The organism is Variovorax glucosi, from assembly GCF_051216695.1.
Lineage (GTDB): Bacteria > Pseudomonadota > Gammaproteobacteria > Burkholderiales > Burkholderiaceae_C > Variovorax.
Window position 1 is genome coordinate 434,328 of the sequence record NZ_JBPJZE010000003.1, and the last position, 25,025, is coordinate 459,352.

The following is a 25,025-nucleotide window of genomic DNA, read 5'->3' on the forward strand; positions in this document are numbered from 1 at the left end:
ATCTCCCGGAAGTTGTGTTTTCATTTATGACCGCCGCCGCTCGAATAGCCGCCGTACGAGCCACCCGAACTGCGCGACGAACCTGCATAGCCACCTGAACCGGTTCCCGCCCGGCTGCTGCAGGTGCTCAGGATGATCAGCAGGACGACGATGACGACGGCGATCAGGACGATGGTGCCGCATCCCAGGCCCGAAGCAGCACTCAGCGGCGCCGCGTCGCTGCGCTTGAAGAGGTCCTTGCGCACATCGAGTCCGAATGCGGCAGCGACTGCCGCACTGTCCATCCTGCTGCCCAGCGACCAGGTGATCTCGTTGGCCGAGCGCTCCATCGACAGCAGCGATGCACCGCTCGAGAAATCGCGGTTCGACGTCCGTTGTCCGCGCTCCACCCGCCAATAGAACTCGCCCGCAACGTAGCTGGTTTCGGCGTTGTAGACGGACTGTTGCGTGTAGGTCTTACCGAGGTATCTGGCGGTCTTGCCGTTGCCGGGAGTCGTCGGCGCGCCGGTGGTGGGCGCGACCATGCTCCAGCCGTCTTCCGAGTCGACCAGGAAGCTGAAACCGCGCTGCCGGTTGTAGAGCAGGTATTCGTTCCATCCGAAATGCTCGCCGTCTTCGGCGTCGACCTGACCGGATTCCGCGCCCAGCCGGTGCTGGAAGCCGACCACCTGCCATGACTGGCCCTGAAGCAGGCCGATGCTGCCCAGCGCGATCAGCGGCTGGACCGGCGCGTCCTGCTCGGCATGCCGGAGTTCGCCGCCGATACCCTGCGTCAGATCGATGATGCTGTGACAGTTTCCGCAGACGATGCTCTTGCTGTCCGCCAGATTCACCGTCACCGGCGATCCGCAGTTCGGGCAGTTGAAGGCACGGCCTTTTTCTTCGGTCGTCGAGGCGTCGCGCAGGCCGGTGAGCTTCAGATCGTCGAGCCGCACGGCGCGGCCCAGCGATGCGGTCGGCGGCTGCACGCCGTCGCTTCCGTAATCGAGGCTCAGCACTTCGCCCTTGTCGCTGCGCAGTTCGACCACCGCGAAAGGCGTGCCGAGCGCAGGCAGCCGCGGCAGCTCGCCCTGGGCCGAAACCAGCGTCACCTGTTCGTTGGAGGCGACGGTGTAGGTCTGGCCGTTGAACGCAGTGCTGGCGCCGACCCGCAGCGTGTCGGGTGGCGGCGCGTCGCGGTCGAGCACGACCGGCGTCGAGAACACGAACGCGCCGTTGTCCTCGCTCAGCACGCCAGTGCGCGTGCCCGAGTCCGCGAAAACTGCGATCCACTCGGTCCAGCGACCGCCGGCGTAGGCGTATTGCAGCCGGCCGATCAGCGTGAACGATTCGCCGCCGATCCGGCCGGCCGCGAACAGCTGCAGCGGACTGAAATCGTCGAACAGCTCCGCCATCCTGCCGACTCGCGAGAGCTTGTCGCCGTCGCGCACGACCGTGCTCCGGCAGTACGCGCAGACGGCGAAGCTCGACTGCGCCGACCTGAATTCCACCGGCGCGCCGCAGCCCGGACAGGGCGCACGGTAGGCGCGCTGGGCGCCTCTTTCCTCAGCCATGAAGCCGCATCAGACCAGCTTCTTCAGGAGTTCCGCCTTCTTTGCATCGAACTCTTCCTGCGTGAGGATGCCCTTGGCCTTGAGGTCGCCGAGTTTTTCCAGCGTCGCCATCACGTCGTTGGCGCTGATCTCCGTCACAGGCGCCGCCGCTGCAACGGCGGCCGTCGCGGCGGCATTCGGATTCAGACCCTGCGCCAGGTTCTGAGCCAGCACCTGGCCGAGCGCCACACCGGCTCCCAGGCCCATCGCGTCGCCGGCGATGCCGCCGGAGCCGTTCGCCGAGCCCTCGGCGAACTTCGGAATGGCCTGGGCGGTCTGGTACTGCATGAATTTGCCCATGTCGCCGCCGACCATGCCCATCCCGATCTTCTGGTCGAGGATCTTCTGCAGCTCCTCGGGCAGCGAGACGTTCTGGACGGTGATGTTCTCGAGCCGGATGCCAATCTTCGCGAACTCCGGCTGCAGCTGCGCGCCGAGCGCCGTAGCGAACTGGATCTGGTTGGCCGCCAGATCGAGAAACGGCACGCCGCTGGCGGCGATCGCGTTGCTGATGTTCTGCAACACGAGGCCGCGCAGCTGGCCGTCGAGATCGGCCACGGTGTACACATCGCGCGTGCCGGAGATTTCGGTATGGAACAGCTTCGCATCGTCGATGCGGAAGCTGTAGTTGCCGAAAGCGCGCAGCCGCACCGCGCCGAAGTCCTTGTCGCGGATCGTGATCGGCTGGGGCGTGCCCCATTTCTGGTCGATCTGCTGGCGCGTGCTGAAGAAGTAGACGTCCGTCTTGAACGGCGACTCGAACAGCTTGTCCCAGTTCTTCAGGTACGTGAGCACGGGCAGCGTCTGCGTCGTGAGCCTGTACATGCCGGGCCCGAACACATCGGCCATCTTGCCTTCGTTGACGAACACCGCCACCTGCGATTCGCGCACCGTCAGCGAAGCGCCGTTCTGCACTTCCATCTCGGCCATCGGAAAGCGCCAGGCCAGCGTGCCATCGCCGGTTTCGGTCCACTGGAGGATGTCGATGAACTGTTTCTTGATGAAATCCATCAGCGCCATGGCAGCTCCTCTTTTGCGGTTGTCGGTCGTGGAATGTTGCCACATCGCAATGTCGGTTCGGGACGGGCTCGGAAGGCCTGAGGTCTACAATCGCGCCCCTTTACAAATCTGTCGCCGACGCAGCATTCCGCGTACGCCAGCGACGGCAGGAGCCCGCCGCCAATGTCCGATTTAGCCTCCCTGAGTACCTCCTCGCTGGCAGTGCCGAGCGCAGAAGACAAACGCGCCGAACTGCGCCGCGCCGCCCTCGAATACCACGAGCTCCCGACGCCCGGCAAGATCGCCATCGCGGCGACCAAGCAGATGGTCAACCAGCGCGACCTGGCGCTGGCCTATTCGCCCGGCGTCGCTGCGCCTTGCGAGGAAATCGTCAAGGACCCGCTCAACGCGTTCAAGTACACCTCGCGCGGCAACCTGGTCGGCGTCATCACCAACGGCACCGCGGTGCTCGGTCTGGGCGACATCGGCGCGCTGGCTTCCAAGCCGGTAATGGAAGGAAAGGGCGTCCTTTTCAAAAAATTCGCCGGTGTCGACGTGTTCGACATCGAGATCGACGAGAAGGACCCGGTCAAGCTGGTCGAGATCATCGCTTCGCTGGAGCCGACCTTCGGCGCCATCAACCTCGAAGACATCAAGGCGCCCGACTGTTTCTACGTCGAGCGCGAGCTGCGCAAGCGCATGAAGATCCCGGTCTTCCACGACGACCAGCACGGCACCGCCATCACCGTCGCCGCCGCGCTGCTCAACGGCCTGAAGGTCGCGGGGAAAGACATCGGCAAGGTCAAGCTGGTCACGTCCGGCGCTGGCGCTGCGGCGCTGGCCTGCCTGAACCTGCTGCTCAAGGTCGGGCTCGAACGCTCCAACGTGTACGTCACCGATCTGGCCGGCGTGGTCTACGAAGGCCGCGAAGAGTTGATGGACGACGACAAGCGCCAGTACATGCAGTCGACCCAGGCCCGCACGCTGGCCGAGATCATCGAAGGCGCCGACGTGTTCCTCGGCCTGTCAGCCGGAGGCGTGCTGAAGCCGGCGATGGTTGCCAAGATGGCACCGCGCCCGGTGATCTTCGCGCTGGCGAATCCGAATCCCGAGATCGCGCCCGAAGACGCACATGCGGTGCGCGACGACGTGATCATGGCGACCGGCCGCACCGATTACCCGAACCAGGTCAACAACGTCCTGTGCTTCCCGTACATCTTCCGCGGCGCGCTCGATTGCGGCGCCACCACCATCACCGACGAGATGGAAGTCGCCGCCGTCCACGCCATCGCCGATCTGGCCCAGGCGGAACAGAGCGAGCGCGTGGCTGCGGCTTACGTGGGCGAGAAGCTCAGTTTCGGCCCCGAGTACCTGATCCCGAAGCCGTTCGACCCGCGCCTGATGATGAAGATCGCGCCGGCCGTGGCCAAGGCAGCGGCCGAATGCGGCGTCGCGATGCGCCCGATCGCCGATCTCGACGCCTACCGCGACAAGCTGCAGAGTTTCGTCTACGCGTCCGGCACGATGATGAAGCCGATCTTCGACGCGGCCAAGCGCGCGACCAAGAAACGCGTCGCCTTCAGCGAGGGCGAGGAAGAGCGCGTGCTGCGCGCGGTACAGATCGTGGTCGACGAAGGCATTGCCCGTCCGACGCTGATCGGCCGCCCGGCGATCATTGCGCAGCGCATCGAGAAATTCGGCCTGCGCCTGAAGGAAGAGCTCGATTACGACATCGTCAATGTCGAGCAGGACCACCGCTACCGCGATTTCTGGCAGACCTACCACCGCATGACCGAGCGGCTTGGCACGACCGTGCAGACGGCCAAGATCGAAATGCGCCGTCGCCTGACGCTGATCGGCTCGATGTTGCTGCACAAGGGCGAGGTCGACGGCCTGATCTGCGGCACCTGGGGCACCACGCAGACCCACCTGCACCACATCGATCAGGTCATCGGCAAGCGTCCCGGCGGCTGCGCCAGCACGCCGCAGAACGTTCCGGTCTACGCCTGCATGAACGGCCTGTTGCTGCCCGATCGCCAGGTTTTCCTGGTCGACACGCATGTCAACTACGACCCGTCGCCCGAAGAGCTGGCCGAGATCACGACCATGGCGGCCGAGGAAATGATGCGTTTCGGCCTCAAGCCGAAGGCTGCGCTGCTGTCGCATTCGAATTTCGGCACGACCAGCCAGCCGAGCGCCCTCAAGATGCGCCGCGTGCTCGAACTGCTGCGCGAACAGGCGCCGTGGCTCGAAGTCGACGGCGAGATGCACGGCGACGTCGCGCTCGACGGCAAGCAGCGTGCGCAGGTCATGCCGCACAGCGCGCTGTCGGGCAACGCCAACCTGCTGGTGTTTCCCAACCTCGATGCAGCCAACATCTCGTACAACCTGCTCAAGACCGCAGCCGGCGGCAACATTGCCATCGGCCCGGTTCTCCTCGGTGCTGCAAAACCTGTTCACATTCTCACGGCCAGTGCGACAGTGCGACGCATCGTGAACATGACCGCGCTGACGGTCGCCGACGCCAACGCCGACCGTTGATCGGCAAGTGAGAACGGTGGCCCTGTCGGACGACAGCGGCCACTTACTTTTCCAGGATCTGCAAATGCTAGCAGCCTGCCCGTTTTTTGGGCACGCGCTTGCTATTTGCGCCTGCCTGGTGCACACTGGCGGGCTTGAATTTACGGGTTAACCCCACGGTTGATTCCCGATTCGGCCTCCCGCTCTTTTTCCTTGTGGTGCACCCATGGCGGCTCACGCCTCGATCACGTCTCTCGCTTCCCGATTTGTCCTTGCAGCCTGTCTGCTTGCGAATCTGGCGATGGGAGCGACCGAGGCGCAAGCCCGCGACAGCACCGGCATGGCTGCGAGGCAGCTGTCCCAGGAATCGATTCCGCTGGCCGAGCTGCCCGCACAGGGCCAACGCACCTATCAAGCCATTCTCGACGGCGGTCCTTTCCGTCACGACAAGGACGGCACGGTGTTCGGCAACCGCGAACGGCTTCTGCCGCCCGAACGGCGCGGACACTACCGCGAATACACGGTCGACACACCCGGCGCCTCCAACAGAGGCGCCAGGCGCATCGTCTGCGGCGGCAGTAAAGACAACGGCGAAAGACGCAATTCGCCTACAGCGGCCTGCTGGTACACAGCGGACCACTACGCAAGCTTCAGGCGCATCGTGCCATGAGCTTTGAACTGGATGATCGGAACGGCGCAGTCTCGCGCCCCCAAGAAAAGATGATGACGACAACCATGGAAAGACCTGCGGAGATGACCTTATCCCTTCGTGCCGTGCGCCCCAATATCGTGCAGTCGATTCGCGCTTTCCGCGTGAGCGATCTGCAGGAAGCTGCGCAATCGGCGGGGCAGCATTTTCTGTACGCGAATCTGGCCAATGCCCAGACCAAGCAGGACGTGCTCGACCTCATTGCACAGCAATTCACCTTCCCGTCGCACTTCGGAAAGAACTTCGACGCGCTGTACGACTGCATGACCGATCCCCTGCACAAGTCGGGCCCGCAGCCCGGCTTCATCGTCGTGCTCGAGCAGATTCCGGCCAACGGCAAGTTCGACAAGGAAGCGCGCGAGCAGCTGCTCGACATCTTCCGGGATGCATCCGACTACTGGGGAGACCGGAAGATACCGTTCAGGTGCTTCTATTCTTTTCTGTAGCCCGTTCTGCAAACACCAGCCAAGCAGAACGGGCGAACGAGGCTTTGAACGGCAATGCGCCGACCCTGGGTATCGAGGTTCCGGCCGTCGATCCTACCGCCGAAAAAATGCCGACCGACAAGTTGGTCGACGTGTCGCCCCTGGCGCTGCGCATGAGCAGCCCCTTCAATTCGGGTTACTGGCTCAGCGCAGCCTGATTGCAAAAGCGCTTCGAGGCGCTCCTGCACCATGAAGAAAGCCCGTCGACGACGGGCTTTCTTCATGGGCGAAATAGCGCAGCGATTCACGCGATCGGTGCGGTCTCCGGCGGTACCGCCTGCGCCAGCGCCACATATTCGTCGACCGGTACTTCTTCGGCCCGGCGCTGTACATCGAAGCTGCCGCTGAATCCGTGCAGTTCCAGCCACTTGCCCAACGTATGCCGCATGATCTTGCGGCGCTGGCTGAAAGCGACCTGCACGATTTCGCTCAGGCGCTTCGGATCGACATCCGGCGGCTGCGCAAGTGGCACCATCCGCACGACGGCGCTGTCGACGCGGGGCGGTGGAACGAAGCTTTCAGGCGGCACGAACAGGATGTTCTCCATCGCGTAGCGCCACTGCAGCATCACGCTGAGCCGGCTGTAGTCCGACGTGGCCGGGCGCGCCACCATGCGGTCGATGACTTCCTTCTGCAGCATGAAGTGCTGGTCGGCGATCAGTGGTGCAAAGCCGAGCAGGTGGAACAGGATCGGCGTCGAGATGTTGTACGGAAGGTTGCCGACCACGCGCAGCGCCCTGGTCGCGCCACCTTCCGCCGCCGGTGCGCCGAGCCTGGCCGCCAGCGTCGCGAAATCGACCTTCAGCACATCGGACTCGATCACGTCGAGCTGACCGTGTCCGCGCAGCCTTTGCGCCAGGTCGCGGTCCAGCTCGATCACCGTGAGCCGGCCGAGCCGTTCGACCAGCGGTTGCGTCAGCGCGGCGAGCCCCGGCCCGATCTCGACCATCGCGTCGCCCGGCTGCGGTGCGATCGCATCGACGATCGCATCGATGATTCCGCCGTCGGACAGAAAGTGCTGCCCGAAGCGCTTGCGCGCGATGTGCTGTGCCATTACCGGTTACTGAGGAGTTTCGCGGAATTCGACGTAGGCACGGGCACGCACTTCCTGCGTCCAGGTCTCGAACGCCTCGTCCGTCTTCTTTTCGCGCAGTGCGTTGCGTCCGGCTTCGCGCAGTTCGGCCTGGGTCAGCTGCGACTCACGCCGACCTTCGACCTCGATCAGGTGGACACCGAATCGCGTCACCACAGGATCGCTGACCTGTCCGGGCGCGAGCCGCTCGACCACTTCCTCGAATTCCGGCACGAACTGCCCCGGACGCGTCCAGCCCAGCTCACCGCCGTCCTTGGCGCTGCCGTCCTGGGAGTTGTCGCGCGCCAGACCGGCGAAATTCGCAGTGCCGGCCTGAAGACGGCGCTTGAACTCGGCCAGTTGCTCGATCGCCTGCGCCGTGCTGCGCTGGGCATCGGTGCGCAGCAGGATGTGGCGGACCTGCGTCTGCGTCACCGTGCCTTCTCCGATGCCGCCCTGCTGCGCCTTGGCCAGCACCTTCAGGACATGGAAACCGGCAGGCGAACGGACAGGGCCGGCGATGCCGTTGACCGCAGTGGCCTGCGTCGCTTCGACGAAGAGCGGCGGATAGCGGTCGACGGCGCGCAGACCGAGCACGCCGCCGCTGGCGCGGTCGGGTGCGTCGGACACTTCGCGGGCCAGCTTGGCGAAATCCTCGCCGGAGCGTGCGCGATCGGCGATCGCGCGGGCCTTTTGCTGCAGCGTGGCGATCTGAGCCTCGGTCGCGTTCTCGGGCACGAGGACGAGCACCTGCGCGAGGTTGATCTCCTGCGGCTTGGCAGCGTTGCGCTGTTCCTGCAGGTACTGGTCGACTTCGACGTCGCTGATCTTCACGCGGCTGTTGACTTCGCGCTCGCGCAGACGGGTCAGCACCAGCTGGTTCTTGAGGTCGGTACGAAACTCCGATTGCGACATGCCTTCCGCAACCACGCGCCGGCGCAGCTCCGGCACCGTGATCTGGTTCTGGCGCGCCACGGTTTCTTCGGCCTGGTCGACGGCGATGTCGTCGATCTTGATGCCGTTTTCCTTCGCAAGCTGCAGTTGCGCGCGCTCGGCGATGACGCGCTCCAGCACCAGCCGCGTCAGTTCGGAGCGTTGCATGCGCTGCGCCGCTTCGGGGTTCTCGCGCACGATGCGCTCCACGCGACTCTGCACTTCGGTGTTGGTGATCGGCTCGGAATTCACCAGTGCGACGATGAACTCGGCCGCACGCTGCCCCGTCGGCTGCGCCGTATCCGCACGCGGAACCGTCGGCGAAACGCCCATGCGCATGATGTCCGTGATGCCGCCGCCGCCCGGCGGACGCAAGCCCAGGCCTTGCGCCTGGACACCGGTGGCAAGGAATGCGGTGGTGAGCACCACCGCGCCTATTGCCGTCAGACCAAAAACACCGTGGAACCGGCTCCGCCGGGCCACCGGTGTTGCCCCCTGCAAGGGGGTTGGCGAAGCGACACGAAGTGCGCGAAGACTGGGGGTAAGTTTCATTGCTTAGTCGTATTGGGTGAAGCGGCTCGTCATCTCGCCTCCGGGCTGGCGCAGGGGCTGGTAGCGCTGGATGTTCCGGGTCAGGCTCTGCAGCGGGCTGGTGCCGACGCTGGCGAAACCGACGAATTCGAGCTGGAACATGATCCGCGTGTTGGTTGAGACCTGTCCGGTCGTCAGACGTTCCAGCACGATGCGCCCGATATAGCAGCAGCCATCGTATTCGACGCCGATCACGCCGTCGGTGAGCCGGCTTTCCTTGAGGCTGTAGTTGAGGCGACCCACTGCGTACCAGCGTCCGCCACCGGCGCCCTTGCCGGCCGGAAGAACCTTGCCCTTGTCACCCCAGAAGTCGTTGAGCGGCCACTGGAAACCCATGTCGATCGACTTGCTGCCGTCGTTCAACAGCGGCGTGGTGTCCGCCTGATAGCGGAACGCCAGGTTGAGGTTGTGGTACGGCGCCGGGTTGTAGCGCGTGCTCACCGTGGTGCGCTCGGACCGCTGCGAATCCGGGTTGTACTGCACGGTGGTGTCCAGGCTCCACTTCGGCGTCCAGTTGATCTGGGCGCCGAGCAGCACGTCGCTCAGCCGGTCCGTGACCGGAAGCACACCGGGCAGCGTGACCTTCTGGTCGGCGAAACGGATACGCTGCGCAATGCCGAAGCGCGCCGCCTCGACGCCGCTGTCGGGGTCGATCAGCCGCGTGCTGACGCCAAGCGTGAGCAGGTTGCTGTCGGAGATGCGGTCGTTGCCGGAGAACGCGTTCTCGGTGTAGATGGTCGCGAAGTTGAAGTCGTTGGCGGCGCTGTCGTAAACCGGCAGCTTGCTCTGGTCGCGGTAGGGCGTGCGAACGTAGTAGGCGCGCGGCTCCAGCGTCTGCAGGAATGCGCGGCCGAAGAAATTGGCGTCGCGCTCGAACACCAGCCCGCTGTCGAGGCTGAAGGTCGGCAGCGTCCGGTTTGCCGACGTGGCGCCACCGGCCAGCGGGGAATCGAACTGGTAGGCAGTCGAGTTGAGGATCACCTTCGGAATCACGAAACTCGCCGGCGTGATCCACGGCCGGCTGACCGCCACCTGCCCGAACGCGCGCTCGCCGTCGGGCTGCTTGATGCCGTTGAGCAACGGCGCGTACTGCTGGCTGGCGCTGAAGCGGGTGTAGTCGAGCGTGGTCGTGACGTCGAAACCGCCCAGGTCGTACTTGGTGTTGTTGGCGGTGAGCTGCGGCAGCCGGTCGTAGGGCGGAGTGATCGGCGACAGGTCGTACTGCAGCGTCTGGTACTTGAGCGCCCGGATCTGCCCGTTCCAGTCGCCCTTGGACCAGTTGAGCGAGCCCTGACTCGGCAGCAGGCGCGAAGACAGCGTCGGCGTGCGGGAAAAATCGCGCCAGTAGTCGTTGTCGCTGACGCGGTTGATCGTCAGCGTGCCGGTGAGCGAATCGAGCCCGAACGGTTTCGGATCGAAGGACTGGTTGTGGCTGGTCCAGATGCCCCAGCGATCGCGGTCGCGCAGGGAGTCGCTGGGCATGTAGTCGAGGCGCAGGGTGCCGCGATAGGCGCTTTCCAGATACCGGAACTCGCTGCCGACATTGACGCCGCGCTTGCTCATGAACGTCGGGTACAGCGTGGCGTCGCGGTTGGGCGCGATGTTCCAGTAGTACGGCTGCAGCAACTCGATGCCGTTGACGCTGTCGACTCCGAACAGCGGAGGCAGCAGGCCGCTCTTGCGCTGGTTGTTGAGCGGGAAGCTCAGCGACGGAAGCGCCGGCGTGGTGACGCCCATGAAACTCATGCGCGCATCGGTCGCGACACCGACGTTCTCCTCGGTGTCGGTCGTCAGTGTGGCCGCGCTCAGCAACCAGGCGGGCATCCAGCCGGGGTAATCCTCGATGCGGCAGGTGGTGTAGGTGGCGCTGCGCGCAACCGACACGTTGGCGTCGACGAAATCGATGCGCTCCGCCTCGCCATGACCGCCGGTCTCGAGAAAACGGTATCGGACGTTGTTGAAGAAGCCCTCGAAGGTTTCGAGCTTCAACTCCAGTTCGGGGCCTTCGTAGATGTTGCCGGCCTGGTTGACCCGCACGTTGCCGCGGGCCTTGGCCAGGTCGTCGGGCTGGTAGTACTCCAGCCGATCGGCGGTGATGACGGTGTCGCCGCGGCGCACGGATGCATTGCCCTGGATCACCGTTTCGAGGTCGGGGCGCCCGGTGATGCTGTCGCCGCCGATGAAGTTCGGCCGCTGGGCCCGCTGGGCCTGGGGAATGATCTCGACCAGCGCCGGCGAGCGTCGCAGCGTGAGCGGCGTGCCGATCCAGGCGGTATCGGGGTTGCCGGAAGCGCCTTGCGCCTGTGCGGATGTCGGACTCAGCACCGGAATCAGCGCCAGCGTCAGCAAGGCCAGGGGAAGCGGCGGACGCGAAGGTCTCAGTACGCGCCGCAAGGGCCGGATGGACCGGCTCATTCGGAACGGGCGCGCCAGGCGCGAAGACGGTTGGATTCAGACATGGGCAGCGTCGTCAGGATCGTCGGGGAGATCGGAGAGATCTGGGAACGGGGGCGCCATGCACCGCACGAAGGTGGCGAATTGCGCAGTGCCCGCGGAAGGCGGATTTGTAGAATCGATTATCCATGACCGCACCCTCGTTCCCGCCTGCTGGCGACACCCCCGTCAACGCTGCCGAAATCGCTTCCCCCGTCGTCTGGAGCGACCCGGCTCGCGGCGATGCTTTCGCCAAATGGCTCGCGCGCATCGCGCCGGCGCAGCGACTGCTGCCGCGGACCGTGCGCCTGGCCTCGGCAGACGCCAGCTTTCGCCGCTATTTCCGGATCGACACAGACGACTCCGGCACCGAAGGCGCAGCCACCCGCATCGTGATGGACGCGCCGCCCGCCCAGGAGGACAGCGCGCCCTTCGTGAAGGTCGCACAACTCATGCGCGATGCCGGCGCCCATGCGCCGCAGGTGCTCGAATGGGACACCGCAAACGGCTTCCTGCTGCTAGACGATCTCGGCCGCCAGACCATGCTCGACGTCATCGACCCGGACAATGCCGAAGCCAGCCGTCCGCTGTATGACGAAGCCATCGAAGAGCTGGTTCGCTGGCAGCTGGCGTCGAAGCCGGGCGTACTGCCGCCGTACGACCGCGCCCTGCTGGAGCGCGAACTGGCGCTGTTCCCGGAGTGGTACGTCACCCGGCACCGCGGCGTTGCCGTCGAGGGCAAGCTGCAGGAGCGGCTCGAACGCAGTTTCAAGCTGATCGTCGAGAACAACCTTTCATCGCCGACGGTCTACGTGCACCGGGATTTCATGCCACGCAACCTGATGGTTCCGACGCCCGGCAGCGCGCAGAAACGGCTTGGCGTGCTCGACTTCCAGGACGCCGTCCACGGCCCGATCACCTACGACATCGCCAGCCTGATGCGCGATGCCTTCCTGAGCTGGAACGAGGATTTCGTGCTCGACGTCACCGTGCGCTACTGGCAGGCGGCGCGCAAGGCCGGCCTGCCCGTCGACGAGGATTTCGGCGCTTTCTATCGCGCAGTTGAATGGATGGGCCTGCAGCGCCATCTGAAGGTCGCCGGCATCTTCGCGCGCCTGACGCTGCGCGACGGCAAGCCGAAGTACCTGGCCGACACGCCGCGTTTCATCGCTTACATCCGCGCTACCGCCGGCCGCTACACGCAACTCACGCCGCTGCTGCGCGCCATCGACGAGATCGAGGGCACGCAGGCCCAGGTCGGCTTCGCCTACGGCCGGGTCTGACGCGGTGCCGCGCTTCTTCTGCGCCGTGGCGCTCCGTTCCGGCGACACGCTCTCGCTGCCGCCCGGCGCAGCGCGCCATGTGCAGGTGCTGCGGATGCAACCCGGCGAGGCGCTGACGCTGTTCGACGGTGCCGGCGGCGAGTACGCAGCCACGGTCGAGCGCATGGGCCGCAGCGATGTCGCGGTGGTCGTCGGCGCACACGACCCGGTCGAGCGCGAAGCCGGCGCCGTCGTGCATCTGGCAGCCGGCATGCCGGCGAACGAGCGCATGGACTGGCTGGTCGAGAAGGCGACCGAACTCGGCGTCGCCAGCATCCAGCCGCTGATGAGCGCGCACGGCGTGTTGAAGCTGGTCGGCGAACGGGCCGAGAAGAAGCGCGCGCACTGGGAAGCCATCGCGGTCGCGGCCTGCGAGCAGTGCGGCCGCAACCGCGTGCCGATGATCCATCCGGTGCGGGCGTTCGCCGACTGGATCGGCGCGCCGGACAGCGGCGACATCGATCCGCCGCAGCGGCTGATCCTGAGCCTCGCCGCCGGCACGCAGGCCATCGACCGACCGATCGCCGGCAACGACGCTCCGCGCGCCTGGCGCGTGCTCAGCGGTCCGGAAGGCGGGCTGAGTGCTGGCGAAGAAGCGCGCGCGCTGGCCGAAGGTTTTGCGCCCGTCACACTCGGCACGCGGGTGCTGCGGGCAGAAACCGCCGGTCTTGCCGCACTCATTTCGCTGACATCGCTCACTTCGCCCGCCCGGGCGAGCGCATGACGCTGGCACGGCCGCGCTCGACGTCGCGGCGCTGGTCATGCCGCCGCGTGTCCGCAGGCTTGTTCATGAGCGCCTGCCTTTGCGCCGGCGCATGGGCGCAACCCGGCGTCGAAAGCCCCAACGGCGCATCGGCGGCATGGTGGCCGGTGCGGCCCGAAGTCGATCGGGCCTATGTGCGATTGCTCGGCTCCCCGCCCGTCGCCGACCTGCTCGCAGCCGTCAAGGCGGACCACACGCGCGCCACCGAAGATTTGCGGCTGCTGACCGAGATCGAGGCACCGCCGTTCAAGGAACGGGCACGCGCCGAGGCCTTTCTGTCCCGCATGAAGGCGCTCGGTCTGCCCGACGCCTATATCGACGACGAAGGCAACGTGATCGGTCTGCGCAAGGGCGTCGGCAACAGCCGGGGACGTGGGCCGAAGCTGCTGGTTTCGGCGCATCTCGACACAGTGTTCCCCGCCGGCACCGATGTGAAAGTGAAGGAGCGCGACGGTCGGCTCTACGCGCCCGGCATCTCCGACGACACGCGCGGGCTCGCGGTGCTGCTGTCGTGGATCAAGGTGCTCGACGACAGCAAGATCGTCACGGTCGGCGACCTGCTTTTCGTCGGCAGCGTCGGCGAGGAAGAACTCGGCAATCTGCGCGGCATGAAGCGGTTGTTCTCCGACCATCGCGACATCGACGGCATGGTCGGGCTGGAGCCGGCCGGCGACGGCATGGTGATCGTCTCCGGCACGGCAAGCCGGCGCCACCAGGTGACGTTCGAGGGTCCGGGCGGCCACAGTTACGCGGATTTCGGCAAGGTGCCGAGTGCGATCCACGGCATGGGTCGCGCCATCGCGAAGATCGCCGACATCCGGCCCGCCGGCTATCCGCGCACCACTTTCACGGTCGGCACTGTTTCGGGCGGCAGTTCGGTCAACACCATTGCCGCGCAGGCGCGGATGGCTGTCGACATCCGCTCCGACGGCATGCCCGCGCTGGCGCGCACCGAGCGGCGCGTCCTGAGCGCGGTCGATGCCGCCGTCGCCGAGGAGAACCGGCGCTGGGGTGTTGCCACACTCGTGGCCTCGGTGCGGCTGATCGGCGACCGGCCGGGCGGCCGCACGCCGTCCGACACGCCCATCGTCGAGGCCGCGATGCGCGCCAATACAGCCTTCGGCCTGCGCACCACGCTGGTCGGCGCCAGCACCGATGCGAATGTCGCGATGTCGCTGGGTGTGCCCGCAATCGTGGTCGGTAGCGGCGGCGAGACCGGCGGCTTCCACTCGCTCGGCGAATGGATCGACCTGACGGACGCCTGGCAAGGCGCGCAACGCTCTTTGCTCACCGTGCTGGCGCTTGCGGGTGTAGAAAGCGTGAGCAGCCCGCTGCTGCCGAAGCGCCCGCCGCGCGGGCCGTGACCTGATTTCATCATCCAGACCATTCAACCAAGGAACACATCATGGGATTACTCGATTCGGTACTCGGACAGGTGCTCGGCGGCAGCGCGGGGCGCTCGCAGGGCGATAACGCGGCAACGGGCGGAGCAACGGGCGGATTCGGCGACCTTGGCTCGCTGGGCGGACTCGGAGGTCTGCTCGGCGGTTTGGGCGGTGCCGGAGGAGCGGCCGGCGCCGGCGGCCTGGCAAGCGTCCTCGGCAGCCTGCTGGCGAACAACGGTGCAGCCGGCGGCCTCGGCGGACTGGTCTCGAAATTCGAGCAGGCCGGCCTGGGCGACAAGGTCAATTCGTGGATCGGCAAGGGCGAGAACGCGCCGGTGTCAGAAGGCGAAGTCGGCAACGCGCTCGGCGGCGACATGATCTCGAACCTGGCCGGCAAGCTCGGCATGAGCGCGGCGACCCTGCTGCCGCTGCTTGCCGCGCTGCTGCCGTCGCTGATCGACAAGCTGACGCCGCATGGCACGGCGCCGGCGCAGGGTCTGGGCGACGAGCAGGATCTGATGGGCTCGCTGTCGAGCCTGCTTCAAAAGCGCTGAAAGATCAGGCTGCGGCGCTCTCGGCCAGATGCGCGATCGGCAGCGCGGCAATCACTTCGGCCACCGCCGCCGTCAGCTTCTTCGCATACGGCACATGCAGGAACTCGTTCGGGCCATGGGCGTTGCTTTTAGGGCCGAGCACGCCGCAGACCATCATCTGCGCAGTCGGGAAGCCTTCGCTCAGCATGTTCATCAGCGGAATCGTGCCGCCCTGGCCGATATAGCCGCATGAACTGCCGAAGTGCGCTTGCGAAGCCGAATCGAGCGCGCGCTCGAACCACGGCGTGATGCTCGGTGCGTTCCAGCCGGTGGCACCGCCGCCGCCTTCGAAAGTCACCTTGGCCTGATAAGGCGCGTTGTCTTCCAGCAGCTTCTTCAGTTCCTGCACCGCCTCGCCAGCATCGACCAGCGGCGGCAGACGAAGCGACAGCTTGAAGGCGGTGTACGGACGCAGCACGTTGCCCGCATCCTTGAGCGCCGGAAACCCGTCCGCGCCGGTGACCGACAGCGTCGGCTTCCATGTGCGGTTGAGCAGCGCCTCGACCGGGTCGGTGGTCGTCGGCAACGTGAATGCCGTCGAGCCGCCGCAGTCGTAATGTGCCCACGGAAAGCGCTTGTGGATCTCGTCGCCGAGGATCGCGGCCGTCACCTTGGCCTGCGCCAGACGGTCGGCGGGCACTTCGCAATGGAAACTCGCGGGCAGCAGACGGCCGGTCTTGCTGTCTTCGAGCCGGTCGAGCACCTGCCGCATGATCCGGAAGCTCGATGGCACCAGACCCGACGCATCACCGGAATGCACGCCTTCGGTCAGCACTTCCACCTTGAGCAGGCCGCCGGCCATGCCACGCAGGGATGTCGTCAGCCAGAGCTGGTCGTAGTTGCCGGCGCCCGAGTCGAGGCAGATCACCAGCGCGACGTTGCCGAGCCGCGACCGCAAAGCGTTCACGTACGGCAGCAGATCGTAGGAACCGCTTTCCTCGCAGGTCTCGATCAAGCCGACGATGCGCGGATGCGCGACGCCCTGGCTCTTTAGCGCCTGCACTGCCGCGATGCTGGCATAGACCGCATAGCCGTCGTCGGCGCCGCCACGTCCGTAGAGCTTGCCGTCTTCGTATTTAGGCGTCCACGGACCGAGATCGTTGCGCCAGCCGGTGAACTCGGGCTGCTTGTCGAGGTGGCCGTACATCAGCACGGTGTCGGTCATGGCGGTGCCGGTGGCGGCGACTTCGAAGAACAGCACAGGCGTGCGTCCTTCGAGGCGGACGATTTCCAGCGTCAATCCATCGATCTTCTGCGCCTCGACCCAGGCGGCCGCATTTCGCATGACCGTCTCGATGTAGCCGTTGGCGATCCAGTCCTTGTCGAAACCGGGCGACTTGGCCGGAATGGCGATGTATTCGGACAGTTGCCGGACGATGTCGGTGTCCCACTTCGTGGTGACTTCGGAAAGCGTGCGTTCGGCGTCGAGCAGGCCGGTGGGCATTTCGCGGTGCAGGGGGGCGTTCATCGGGTTCTCCGCATGAGGAAAAACGCAATTTTGCGCGCGACGCTCTTTTTTCTCGTTTTCAAGGGCCAAAAAAAAGCACCTGCCACGGCAGGTGCTTGTTCGAAAGACTCAGAAGCCGAGTCAGTCAGTCAGTCTGTCAGCTCAGACCGAAGCCTTCTTGGCTTCGCTCGCTCCGAAGGTGATCTCGCCGGAAAGCTGGCCGCCTTCTTCGATCACGATCTTGCCGTAGCGGATCTTGCCGGTGACCTTGCCGGTCGAATGGATCACGAGCTTCTCGCGCACCGTGAGGTTGCCGTCGAACACACCGCGGATTTCCGCGATGTCGATGTCGGCAGAGCCCTTGAAGGCGCCCTGTTCGGCGATCTGGATGACGCGCGAATCCATCGTTGCCTCGACCGTGCCTTCGACGACGAGCGTGTCGCAATCTGTGATCTCGACGCCCTTGAGCTTGATGTTCGGGCCGACGGTCAGCTTGCTGCCGCCTTCCTTGACGGCCGGAGCCGCTGCGGCGGCCTGCGTGGCTGCTGCACCGCCAAGGGGCAGCGAAGACGAGGAATGCAACGGCGTTCCGGCCAGATTGCTTCCGGAGCCGACGAGCGGCGCAGGACGGGAAACGGGGGATTCGGGTTCGCGATCGCGTTTGCCGAAGAAGGGGGACTGTGAAGCCAAGAGCTGCTCCTCTGAAAACGCCTATCGTAAGAAGGCATTGCACCACCTTGGCACTTTCTGACAAAAAGATTGGTAACTAAATACCAGTCCAGGTGGCGATCCGGGTACTTTCGCCAGCGTCCGGCGACGGCTGACAATCCGGCATGTCCCTTATTTCAGCCACTCCCGCGGCCGCTCGCGCTCCCGCCGTGCGCGACACCTCCGTTGAGGCGCGCTTCGGCAAACCGTCGGGCGGCTGGCGCCTCAGCCTCTACGCGGTGATCTTCGAGTCCGAAACACGCGCCGGCCGTATCTTCGACCTGTCGTTGATCGCGGTGATCCTGTTCAGCGTGATGGTCGTCGTGCTCGACAGCGTGCAGTCGATCCATGCGCGCTGGGGCCCGATGTTCAGCGTCTTCGAATGGATATTCACCGCCGTCTTCACGCTCGAATACGTCGCGCGACTGGCCTGCCTGCGTCATCCGCTGCGTTACGCGCGCAGTTTCTACGGCGTGATCGACCTGCTGGCGCTGCTGCCGACCTATCTGGCGATCCTGACGCCGGGGCTTTCTGTGCTGATCGACGTCCGCATCCTGCGGCTGCTGCGGGTGTTCCGCATCTTCAAGATGTCGCGCTACGCCGCCGAATACCGGGCGCTGGCCACCGCGCTGGCAGCGAGCCGCCGGAAGATCATGGTTTTCGTCGGCTTCGTCGGCATGGTGGTGCTGGTGCTCGGCACGCTGATGTACGTGGTCGAGGGGCCGCAGCACGGCTTCACCAGCATTCCGGTCGCGATCTACTGGGCGATTTCGACCATGACCACCGTCGGCTTCGGCGATCTGGTGCCCAAGACCGGCCTCGGCCGCGCGATCGCGTCGGTGATGATGCTGTTGGGCTGGGGCGTGCTGGCTGTGCCGACCGGCATCGTGTCGGCGGAAATGGTGCGCTACGGGCGCGAGGGGCTGCCGGAAGCGCCACCCCGCCAATGCACCGGTTGCGGCGCCAGTGCGCATGCATCGGATGCGCGCTTCTGCCGCCATTGCGGCGAATCGCTCGGCTGAGCGGCTGCTCTTTCAGTCGAGCCCGACGGCGTCTTCCCATCCGGCGCGGCCTTGCGTCGCATCGTCGATGCGCATCATAAGTGCGTCCGCATCCGCATCGACGGCGCTGAAGACGAAGCGCACCAGCGAGCCGTGCGACACCTCGATCAGCGTCGCGCCGGCGGATATCAGTTCGCGTCGCAGCATTCCTTCCATCGCATACGGCACGGCGCAGACCAGCGTGCGCAACCGCTGCAGCGTCAGTTTTTCCGCGCCGAGCAGCGCCTGCGCGACGGCATCGGTGTAGGCGCGAACCAGTCCGCCGGCACCCAGCTTCACGCCGCCGAAATAGCGCACGACCGTGGCCAGCACGCCTTCGAGTTCCTGATGACGCAGCACTTCGAGCATCGGCCGGCCCGCAGTGCCGCCGGGTTCGCCGTCGTCGTTGGCAGCCGACTGGCCGCCGGCCATCAGCGCCCAGCAGACATGCGCCGCACCGGGATGCCGGCGGCGAAGTTCGTCGACGATCTTCACCGCGGCCTCGCGGCCGTCGACCGGCTGCACGCAACCGATGAAACGACTCTTCCTGATGGCGAGTTCGCTGTGGACCGGCGCCGCCAGCGTCAGCGCCACGGCGTCAGGCCCGTTCGAACTTGAAGACGGCGGTGCCGGCGCGCAGATTCGGCAGCAACCGTACCTCGCGGTCGTCCTGCACACCGAAGGCATCGAGCACGCGCAGCTTGTTCTTGAGCGCCAGCACCTCGAAATCGGCGAAGGTGCCGACGCGGATGTTGGGCGTGTCGTACCACTGATAGGGCAGGCGGCGCGTCACCGGCATGCGGCCGCGCGCGATGCTGAGGCGGTTCGGCCAGTGCGCGAAGTTGGGAAACGCGACGATGCCGAGACGGCCGACGCGCGCGGTTTCGCGCAGCATGATTTCGGCATTGCGCAGGTGCTGCAGCGTGTCGATCTGCAGCACGACATCGAAGGACGCGTCGTCGAACATCGCCAGCCCCTCGTCGAGATTCAGCTGGATCACGTCGACACCGCGACGGATGCACTTGAGCACATTGCCGTCGGCGATTTCCACGCCGTAGCCGCTGCAGCCGCGCTCGCGCTGGAGCAGGTCGAGCAGGGCGCCGTCGCCGCAGCCGAGGTCGAGCACGCGCGCGCCTTGCGGCACGAGCCGGGCGATGAGTTTCTGGGTGTCGATATCGCTCATGACTGGAGTTCCGCTGCAACGCGCTCGAAGTACGACCGCACCACGCCCATGTAGCGGACATCGTCGAGCAGGAACGCGTCGTGACCGTGCGGTGCGTCGATCTCGGCATAGCTGACGCTGCGGCGGTTGTCGAGCAGCGCCTTGACGATCTCGCGGCTGCGGGCGGGTGCGAAGCGCCAGTCGGTCGTGAAGCTCACCAGCAGGAATTTCGCGCTGACACTCGCGAAGGCGGCTGTCAGATCGCCGCCGAACTGGCGCGCCGGGTCGAAATAATCGAGTGCGCGGGTGATCAGCAGATAGGTGTTGGCGTCGAAGTACTCGCTGAACTTGTCGCCCTGGTAGCGCAGGTAGCTTTCGATCTGGAACTCGATGTCCTGCGTCGAATAGCGGTAGTCGGTGGCAGCGGCACCGGCCACCTCGCCCTCGACAGCGCTGCGCAGCTGCCGGCCGAACTTCGTGTTCATCACGTCGTCGCTCAGATAGGTGATGTGGCCGATCATCCGGGCGATGCGCAGGCCACGCTTCGGAATCACGCCGTGTTCGTAGAAGTGGCCGCCGTGGAATTCCGGGTCGGTGACGATGGCGCGGCGAGCGACTTCATTGAAGGCGATGTTCTCCGCTGTGAGGTTCGGCGCGCTGGCGACGACCACGGCGTGCCGCACGCGGTCGGGGTATTGCAGCGTCCACGACAAAGCCTGCATGCCGCCGAGGCTTCCGCCCATGACCGCAGCCAGGGTGCGAATACCCAGCGCGTCGAGCAGCGCGGCCTGCGCATCGACCCAGTCTTCGACCGTGACGACCGGGAAATCGGCGCCGTAGACGCGACCGGTCGCGGGGTCGACGTCCATCGGCCCGGTCGAGCCGAAGCAGGAGCCCAGGTTGTTCACGCCGATGACGAAAAAGCGGTCGGTGTCGAGCGGCTTGCCGGGCCCGATCATGTTGTCCCACCAGCCCTCGGATTTCGGTTGTCCGGCATAGACGCCGGCCAGATGGTGCGATGCGTTGAGCGCGTGACACACCAGCACCGCGTTGCTGCGGTCGGAATTGAGGGTGCCGTAGGTTTCGTAGGCCAGTGAGTAACCACTCAAGGACGAACCGCTGCGCAACGGCAGCGCCTGCGCGAACGGCATCGACTGGGGAACGACTTCGAAAGAGGACATGGACACGACGTTGCCAACAAAAAACCCGGCCTCGCCAAAGACGAGCCGGGTTTGCCTGTGTCTTTAGCTGAATTTATAAAGCGCCCGCAAGCTGTAGCAAATCGGCGCAGGTTCAGTTTAGCGCATCGCAACCCGAAATTTTCAATGGGTCGGATTACGGGAAACTCCTGCTCGGGTTTTATGTATTTGTCTCATAATGCACGAGCCTTCCTTCAAATTTCCTGGGAAGTCAACTCGGTGATTGGTCAGTTTCGCGCGGCTCGGCAGCTTCGTCGAGATGGCGCCTTCGGGACTCCATCGCTTTCATTGATGTGTTTTTTAGGAGTCCCTCGATGGGCAACAAACTGTACGTCGGCAACCTGCCGTATTCCGTGCGTGACGGCGATCTCGAGCAGGCTTTCGGCCAGTTCGGTTCCGTGACCAGTGCCAAGGTGATGATGGAACGCGACACCGGTCGCTCCAAGGGTTTCGGCTTCGTCGAAATGGGCAGCGATGCCGAAGCACAGTCTGCAGTCAACGGCATGAACGGCCAACCGCTCGGCGGCCGCAGCATCGTCGTCAACGAAGCCCGTCCGATGGAAGCACGCCCACCGCGCAGCGGTGGCGGCGGATACGGTGGTGGTGGTGGCGGCTACGGCGGTGGTGGAAGCGGCGGTGGCGGTTACGGCGGCGGAGGAAGTGGTGGCGGTGGCTACGGCGGCGGCGGTAACAGTGGCGGCGGAGGCTACGGAGGTGGCGGTGGCGGCGGTCGCAGTGGTGGTGGCGGCGGATACGGTGGCGGCGGTGGCCGAAGCGGGGGTGGCGGGGGCGGCGGTGGCGATGGCGGTTTCCGCAGCCCTTATGGCGCCGGCCCGCGCGGAGGCGGCGGTGGCCGTAGCGGCGGTGGTGGTGGTGGCTATGGCGGCGGCGGTAACGGCGGCGGCGGCTACTGAACCAGACAGTCAGAAGGCTCCTTTTGGAGCCTTCTTGCTTTTCGACCTGCGTCCGACGCGCTGTTTATAACTCAGCGCTCCCCTAAGCGTTTCTTTCGACCCCGGCCTGCCGCCAGCCGATCGAACAGGCCATTCGGCAACAGCCGCATCAGCCGGGCGACCACGCCCATCTGCCATGGGATGACGCGGTAACTTGTCCCGGCTTCGATGACGCGAAACGCCTTGTTGGCGAAATCTTCGACCGGCATCAGAAACGGCATGCCGTAACTGTTGCCCCTTGTCAGCGGCGTATCGATATAGCCAGGGCACAGCGTCACGACCTTCACGCCCGATCCACGCAGCTCGCCGCGCAGACTTTCGCAATAAGCGACGACTCCGGCCTTGCTGGCGCAATAGGCGCCATGACCCGGCAGTCCACGGATCGCCGCGACGCTGCCGATACCGACCAGCCGCCCACTGCCGCGCGCGCGCATCGCGGCCACGAACGGATGGAAAGTCGCCGCCAGGCCGGTGTTGTTCAGCGCGAGAACCTGCGCCATAACGTCAAGGTCGCCACGCACCGCAGTGTCGATGCCGACGCTGATGCCGGCGTTGGCGATCACCACATCCGGCACGCCCTGCTGCGCGATGCAGCGGTCGCCGGCAGCCACGATCGCATCGATATCCGCCACGTCCACGCCGTGGATCGCACAGCTCACGCCGTCGACCGAGATGCCGCACCGCGTCGCCCAGGCCAACATTTCGTCGGTGCGGCGCGCAGCCAGCGCGAGCCGATAGCCGGCGCGATGAAAGCGTTCGGCCAGCGCCTGGCCGATTCCGCTCGAAGCCCCGGTGATGAAGACCAGCGGCATCGTGCGGCCTGCCGGCGCTGAGGCAGCCGGTTTCAGCGCTTGGCCCGGGCCGGCGGTGCAGCGGGCGCTGGCGTCGCCGTCGGAATCAGCGTGCCGCGCACGCGTCCCTGCAGATTGGCGACGCCGCTGAGATTGTCGTAATCCAGGTTGTCGGCGGTGAACTGGTCCTTGCCCCGGATCAATGTCACCGGCTGGTTCGACTTCACGCGCTCGGTGTCCAGGTAAGCATGCAGGAACTCGCCGCGAAATTCGAGGCGCGGCAGCGGTTGGCCGGTCGGCGATGTCGCGGCATCGCGGATGACGATGGCGTTTCCGAAGAGTTGCACCTCCGTGGCATCACCATTCGACAGGCTGCGATTGGCCGTCGCGCGCGTCGTCAGGCCTTGAGGAGAGATCGAACGCAGGCGCACCTGGTCGACTTCCAGTGTGTCGTTGTCCGGATAGTGCCGGCCTTCTTTGCCGAACAGCTCGCTGCGCAGGTCGCCGTTGGGCAGGAAATTCTTCACGACGAAACTGCGCATGAAGTAGTCGGGCTCGTGCACCGGCGCTGCGGCGGTGGTCGGTTCGAACAGCTTGGGCGCATTGCGCACCAGCCAGTAGGTGCCGAGCGCCAGACCTGCAGCCAGGATGACGGGCAGGTACATCGTCAGGCGATCGATACCGTCGCGGACCAGTTTCAGCACGGGCTTCATGCGGCGCCGCTCCCGGTTCGCAGCGTGTCGCCGCGTGCGTCGTCGAGCATGCGGCGGTAGTGGCCGCCAGCCGTCAGCAGGAGGTCGCAGAACTCGCGCGCCGCGCCTTCGCCGCCGCGTGCGGTCGTCACGTAATTCGCCATCGCACGAACTTCCGCGTGCGCATTGGCCGGCGCGACCGCGAAGGCCGCGTGGCCGAGCATCGGCAGATCGGGCCAGTCGTCGCCGATGGCCGCCGCCTGCGTCCGGTCGAAACCCAGTTGCGCCAGCATCGCCTTGGCCGCCGGCAGCTTTTCTTCGGTGCCGTAGCGCACGTGCTCGATGCCCAGCGCTTCGAGCCGCACGCGCAGCGGTTTCGAATCGCGGCCGGTGATCACCGCCGGCACGATGCCGGCCATGCGCAGCAATTTGAGGCCGTAGCCGTCGAGCACGCTGAAGCGCTTGAGCGTTTCGCCGTGCTCGCTGAAATACACGCCGCCGTCGGTCAGGACGCCGTCGATGTCGAAGAAAGCGATGCGGATGTCCTGCGCAGCGAGCAGCGTTTCGGCAGGAAAGTTCAGCGCCGGCGCCGCCATCAGATGACTTTCGCCCGCATCAGGTCGTTGATGCTGATGGCACCGCTCAGGATGCCGCTGGCGTCGACCACCAGCAGGCTGTTGATTCTGTGCGTTTCCATCATCTCGGCGGCTTCCACGCCCAAAGCGTCGGCGCGGATGGTGCGCGGGCCGTGGTGCATCACGTCGGTGGCGGACAGCGCGCGCAGATCGGCGCCGGTCTCGACCAGCCGGCGCAGATCGCCGTCGGTGAAGACGCCGATGGCTCGGCCGGCGGCATCGACGACGGCCGCGCTGCCGAGTCCCTTGGAACTCATCTCGCGCATCAGCTCGCTGAAACTTGCCGTCGGCGCGACGCGCGGGAGATCGTCGCCGGTGCGCATCAGGTCACCGACCAGCGTCAGCAGCTTGCGTCCGAGCGAGCCGCCAGGGTGCGATCGCGCGAAATCCTCGGCACCGAAACCGCGTGCGTCGAGCAGCGCCACCGCCAGCGCATCGCCCATGGCCATCTGCGCGGTGGTGCTGGCGGTGGGTGCGAGGTTGAGCGGGCAGGCTTCCATCGCGACGCCGGTGTCGAGCACGATGTCGGCATGGCGGGCCAACGTGGATTCGAGCCCGCCGGTGAGTGCGATCAGCGGCACGCCTTGTCGCTTGACGACCGGCAGGATGGTTGTCAGCTCGGCCACTTCGCCGCTGTTGGATATCGCCAGCACCAGATCGACGCCCTTGATCATCCCGAGATCGCCGTGGCTGGCCTCGGCCGGGTGCACGAACATGGCCGGCGTGCCGGTCGATGCGAGCGTGGCTGCGATCTTTCGGCCGACGTGGCCGCTCTTGCCCATGCCCATGACGACGACCCGGCCGCGCACTTCGAGAATTCGGTGCACCGCCTCGACGAAACCCGGCCCCAGCCGCTCCTTGAGACCCAGCACGGCGGCGGCCTCGATGTCGAACGTGGCGCGGGCACGCGCGAGAAGCTGTTCGGAATCGGCTGAAACAGCCAGTTTGGGGCGGGAACTCATCGCGATCATTTTATGGGGGGCGCCGATAGCCCCTGAAAG

24 protein-coding genes are annotated in these 25,025 nt (G+C 65.7%); 10 read left to right on the forward strand and 14 right to left on the reverse strand.

Going from position 1 to position 25,025, the window contains the following annotated elements; all coding sequences use genetic code 11:
• Positions 1–20: 20 nt before the first annotated feature.
• The gene (locus ACSFA3_RS16735) at positions 21–1,553 is read right to left on the reverse strand and encodes a DUF4178 domain-containing protein (RefSeq protein WP_435506609.1); all 1,533 of its coding nucleotides are present in this window, start codon (positions 1,551–1,553) and stop codon (positions 21–23) included.
• Between the two features lie 9 nt (positions 1,554–1,562).
• Entirely contained in the window at positions 1,563–2,612 is a 1,050-nt protein-coding gene (locus ACSFA3_RS16740) for an SPFH domain-containing protein (protein WP_435506610.1), read from the reverse strand.
• A gap of 162 nt (positions 2,613–2,774) precedes the next feature.
• Here ACSFA3_RS16740 and ACSFA3_RS16745 point away from each other — a divergent pair, with 162 nt between their 5' ends.
• From ACSFA3_RS16745 to ACSFA3_RS16760, 4 genes are all read left to right on the forward strand, one after another.
• Positions 2,775–5,132, forward strand: coding sequence for an NADP-dependent malic enzyme (locus tag ACSFA3_RS16745; RefSeq protein ID WP_435506611.1), 2,358 nt, complete (start codon positions 2,775–2,777; stop codon positions 5,130–5,132).
• Between the two features lie 205 nt (positions 5,133–5,337).
• On the forward strand, positions 5,338–5,781 hold the full coding sequence (locus ACSFA3_RS16750) for a guanyl-specific ribonuclease (protein ID WP_435506612.1): 444 nt from the start codon (positions 5,338–5,340) through the stop codon (positions 5,779–5,781).
• A gap of 65 nt (positions 5,782–5,846) precedes the next feature.
• The gene (locus ACSFA3_RS16755) at positions 5,847–6,266 is read left to right on the forward strand and encodes a barstar family protein (RefSeq protein WP_435506922.1); all 420 of its coding nucleotides are present in this window, start codon (positions 5,847–5,849) and stop codon (positions 6,264–6,266) included.
• A complete protein-coding gene (locus tag ACSFA3_RS16760) occupies positions 6,245–6,463 on the forward strand; it encodes a hypothetical protein (RefSeq protein ID WP_435506613.1) in 219 nt (72 codons plus the stop codon). The genes ACSFA3_RS16755 and ACSFA3_RS16760 overlap by 22 nt, the downstream gene beginning before the upstream one ends.
• 86 nt (positions 6,464–6,549) lie before the next feature.
• Here ACSFA3_RS16760 and rsmA read toward each other — a convergent pair whose 3' ends face one another.
• From rsmA to ACSFA3_RS16775, 3 genes are all read right to left on the reverse strand, one after another.
• A complete protein-coding gene (gene rsmA / locus ACSFA3_RS16765; protein WP_435506614.1) occupies positions 6,550–7,359 on the reverse strand; it encodes a 16S rRNA (adenine(1518)-N(6)/adenine(1519)-N(6))-dimethyltransferase RsmA in 810 nt (269 codons plus the stop codon).
• Positions 7,360–7,365: 6 nt separating this feature from the next.
• The gene (locus ACSFA3_RS16770) at positions 7,366–8,736 is read right to left on the reverse strand and encodes a peptidylprolyl isomerase (RefSeq protein ID WP_435506615.1); all 1,371 of its coding nucleotides are present in this window, start codon (positions 8,734–8,736) and stop codon (positions 7,366–7,368) included.
• Positions 8,737–8,865: 129 nt separating this feature from the next.
• A complete protein-coding gene (locus ACSFA3_RS16775) occupies positions 8,866–11,316 on the reverse strand; it encodes an LPS-assembly protein LptD (RefSeq protein ID WP_435506616.1) in 2,451 nt (816 codons plus the stop codon).
• Positions 11,317–11,483: 167 nt separating this feature from the next.
• Between ACSFA3_RS16775 and ACSFA3_RS16780 the strand changes: the two genes are divergently transcribed.
• From ACSFA3_RS16780 to ACSFA3_RS16795, 4 genes are all read left to right on the forward strand, one after another.
• The gene (locus tag ACSFA3_RS16780) at positions 11,484–12,617 is read left to right on the forward strand and encodes an aminoglycoside phosphotransferase family protein (RefSeq protein WP_435506617.1); all 1,134 of its coding nucleotides are present in this window, start codon (positions 11,484–11,486) and stop codon (positions 12,615–12,617) included.
• A 4-nt stretch (positions 12,618–12,621) separates the two neighbouring features.
• Positions 12,622–13,380, forward strand: a complete 759-nt coding sequence (locus ACSFA3_RS16785; protein WP_435506618.1) for a 16S rRNA (uracil(1498)-N(3))-methyltransferase — start codon at positions 12,622–12,624, stop codon at positions 13,378–13,380.
• Between the two features lie 65 nt (positions 13,381–13,445).
• The gene (locus tag ACSFA3_RS16790) at positions 13,446–14,783 is read left to right on the forward strand and encodes a M20/M25/M40 family metallo-hydrolase (RefSeq protein ID WP_435506619.1); all 1,338 of its coding nucleotides are present in this window, start codon (positions 13,446–13,448) and stop codon (positions 14,781–14,783) included.
• 41 nt (positions 14,784–14,824) lie between these two features.
• The gene (locus ACSFA3_RS16795) at positions 14,825–15,358 is read left to right on the forward strand and encodes a YidB family protein (RefSeq protein WP_435506620.1); all 534 of its coding nucleotides are present in this window, start codon (positions 14,825–14,827) and stop codon (positions 15,356–15,358) included.
• 4 nt (positions 15,359–15,362) lie between these two features.
• On the opposite strand, the gene ACSFA3_RS16800 is transcribed toward ACSFA3_RS16795, so the two are convergent.
• Positions 15,363–16,865 carry a M20 family metallopeptidase gene (locus ACSFA3_RS16800; protein WP_435506621.1) on the reverse strand — a complete coding sequence of 501 codons (1,503 nt, stop codon included), beginning with the start codon at positions 16,863–16,865 and terminating at the stop codon, positions 15,363–15,365.
• Between the two features lie 141 nt (positions 16,866–17,006).
• Complete coding sequence (locus ACSFA3_RS16805) at positions 17,007–17,534, reverse strand: bactofilin family protein (protein ID WP_435506622.1); 528 nt, start codon at positions 17,532–17,534, stop codon at positions 17,007–17,009.
• Positions 17,535–17,677: 143 nt separating this feature from the next.
• Between ACSFA3_RS16805 and ACSFA3_RS16810 the strand changes: the two genes are divergently transcribed.
• Positions 17,678–18,574, forward strand: coding sequence for an ion transporter (locus tag ACSFA3_RS16810; RefSeq protein WP_435506623.1), 897 nt, complete (start codon positions 17,678–17,680; stop codon positions 18,572–18,574).
• Positions 18,575–18,586: 12 nt separating this feature from the next.
• Here the strand turns inward: ACSFA3_RS16810 and ACSFA3_RS16815 are convergent, their stop codons facing one another.
• Genes ACSFA3_RS16815 through metX form a run of 3 tightly spaced genes read right to left on the reverse strand, consistent with a single transcriptional unit; the run spans position 18,587 to position 20,935 of the window.
• The gene (locus ACSFA3_RS16815; protein WP_435506624.1) at positions 18,587–19,186 is read right to left on the reverse strand and encodes an IMPACT family protein; all 600 of its coding nucleotides are present in this window, start codon (positions 19,184–19,186) and stop codon (positions 18,587–18,589) included.
• Between the two features lie 4 nt (positions 19,187–19,190).
• Positions 19,191–19,775: a methionine biosynthesis protein MetW gene (gene metW / locus ACSFA3_RS16820; protein ID WP_435506625.1), complete on the reverse strand. Its 585-nt coding sequence runs from the start codon at positions 19,773–19,775 to the stop codon at positions 19,191–19,193.
• Positions 19,772–20,935, reverse strand: a complete 1,164-nt coding sequence (gene metX / locus ACSFA3_RS16825; protein WP_435506626.1) for a homoserine O-succinyltransferase MetX — start codon at positions 20,933–20,935, stop codon at positions 19,772–19,774. The genes metW and metX overlap by 4 nt, the downstream gene beginning before the upstream one ends.
• Positions 20,936–21,267: 332 nt before the next feature.
• Between metX and ACSFA3_RS16830 the strand changes: the two genes are divergently transcribed.
• Positions 21,268–21,867, forward strand: coding sequence for an RNA recognition motif domain-containing protein (locus ACSFA3_RS16830; protein ID WP_435506627.1), 600 nt, complete (start codon positions 21,268–21,270; stop codon positions 21,865–21,867).
• A gap of 71 nt (positions 21,868–21,938) precedes the next feature.
• Here ACSFA3_RS16830 and ACSFA3_RS16835 read toward each other — a convergent pair whose 3' ends face one another.
• From ACSFA3_RS16835 to ACSFA3_RS16850, 4 genes are read right to left on the reverse strand one after another with little or no spacing between them, the layout of a single operon-like run.
• Entirely contained in the window at positions 21,939–22,718 is a 780-nt protein-coding gene (locus tag ACSFA3_RS16835) for an SDR family oxidoreductase (protein ID WP_435506628.1), read from the reverse strand.
• A gap of 32 nt (positions 22,719–22,750) precedes the next feature.
• A complete protein-coding gene (gene lptC, locus ACSFA3_RS16840) occupies positions 22,751–23,410 on the reverse strand; it encodes an LPS export ABC transporter periplasmic protein LptC (RefSeq protein WP_435506629.1) in 660 nt (219 codons plus the stop codon).
• Positions 23,407–23,985, reverse strand: a complete 579-nt coding sequence (locus tag ACSFA3_RS16845) for a KdsC family phosphatase (protein ID WP_435506630.1) — start codon at positions 23,983–23,985, stop codon at positions 23,407–23,409. The genes lptC and ACSFA3_RS16845 overlap by 4 nt, the downstream gene beginning before the upstream one ends.
• The gene (locus ACSFA3_RS16850; RefSeq protein WP_435506631.1) at positions 23,985–24,986 is read right to left on the reverse strand and encodes a KpsF/GutQ family sugar-phosphate isomerase; all 1,002 of its coding nucleotides are present in this window, start codon (positions 24,984–24,986) and stop codon (positions 23,985–23,987) included. Before ACSFA3_RS16850 ends, ACSFA3_RS16845 begins: the two co-directional genes overlap by 1 nt.
• Positions 24,987–25,025: the final 39 nt, after the last annotated feature.

Coding starts and splice junctions, on each gene's coding strand:
- ACSFA3_RS16735 (WP_435506609.1), bottom strand. CDS start 1,553: ATGGCTGAGGAAAGAGGCGCCCAGCGCGCCTACCGTGCGCCCTGTCCG.
- metX (WP_435506626.1), bottom strand. CDS start 20,935: ATGTCCTCTTTCGAAGTCGTTCCCCAGTCGATGCCGTTCGCGCAGGCG.
- ACSFA3_RS16810 (WP_435506623.1), top strand. CDS start 17,678: ATGTCCCTTATTTCAGCCACTCCCGCGGCCGCTCGCGCTCCCGCCGTG.
- ACSFA3_RS16745 (WP_435506611.1), top strand. CDS start 2,775: ATGTCCGATTTAGCCTCCCTGAGTACCTCCTCGCTGGCAGTGCCGAGC.
- ACSFA3_RS16830 (WP_435506627.1), top strand. CDS start 21,268: ATGGGCAACAAACTGTACGTCGGCAACCTGCCGTATTCCGTGCGTGAC.
- lptC (WP_435506629.1), bottom strand. CDS start 23,410: ATGAAGCCCGTGCTGAAACTGGTCCGCGACGGTATCGATCGCCTGACG.
- ACSFA3_RS16790 (WP_435506619.1), top strand. CDS start 13,446: ATGAGCGCCTGCCTTTGCGCCGGCGCATGGGCGCAACCCGGCGTCGAA.
- metW (WP_435506625.1), bottom strand. CDS start 19,775: ATGAGCGATATCGACACCCAGAAACTCATCGCCCGGCTCGTGCCGCAA.
- ACSFA3_RS16850 (WP_435506631.1), bottom strand. CDS start 24,986: ATGAGTTCCCGCCCCAAACTGGCTGTTTCAGCCGATTCCGAACAGCTT.
- ACSFA3_RS16845 (WP_435506630.1), bottom strand. CDS start 23,985: ATGGCGGCGCCGGCGCTGAACTTTCCTGCCGAAACGCTGCTCGCTGCG.
- ACSFA3_RS16740 (WP_435506610.1), bottom strand. CDS start 2,612: ATGGCGCTGATGGATTTCATCAAGAAACAGTTCATCGACATCCTCCAG.
- ACSFA3_RS16775 (WP_435506616.1), bottom strand. CDS start 11,316: ATGAGCCGGTCCATCCGGCCCTTGCGGCGCGTACTGAGACCTTCGCGT.
- ACSFA3_RS16780 (WP_435506617.1), top strand. CDS start 11,484: ATGACCGCACCCTCGTTCCCGCCTGCTGGCGACACCCCCGTCAACGCT.
- ACSFA3_RS16750 (WP_435506612.1), top strand. CDS start 5,338: ATGGCGGCTCACGCCTCGATCACGTCTCTCGCTTCCCGATTTGTCCTT.
- ACSFA3_RS16800 (WP_435506621.1), bottom strand. CDS start 16,865: ATGAACGCCCCCCTGCACCGCGAAATGCCCACCGGCCTGCTCGACGCC.
- ACSFA3_RS16795 (WP_435506620.1), top strand. CDS start 14,825: ATGGGATTACTCGATTCGGTACTCGGACAGGTGCTCGGCGGCAGCGCG.
- rsmA (WP_435506614.1), bottom strand. CDS start 7,359: ATGGCACAGCACATCGCGCGCAAGCGCTTCGGGCAGCACTTTCTGTCC.
- ACSFA3_RS16835 (WP_435506628.1), bottom strand. CDS start 22,718: ATGCCGCTGGTCTTCATCACCGGGGCTTCGAGCGGAATCGGCCAGGCG.
- ACSFA3_RS16755 (WP_435506922.1), top strand. CDS start 5,847: ATGGAAAGACCTGCGGAGATGACCTTATCCCTTCGTGCCGTGCGCCCC.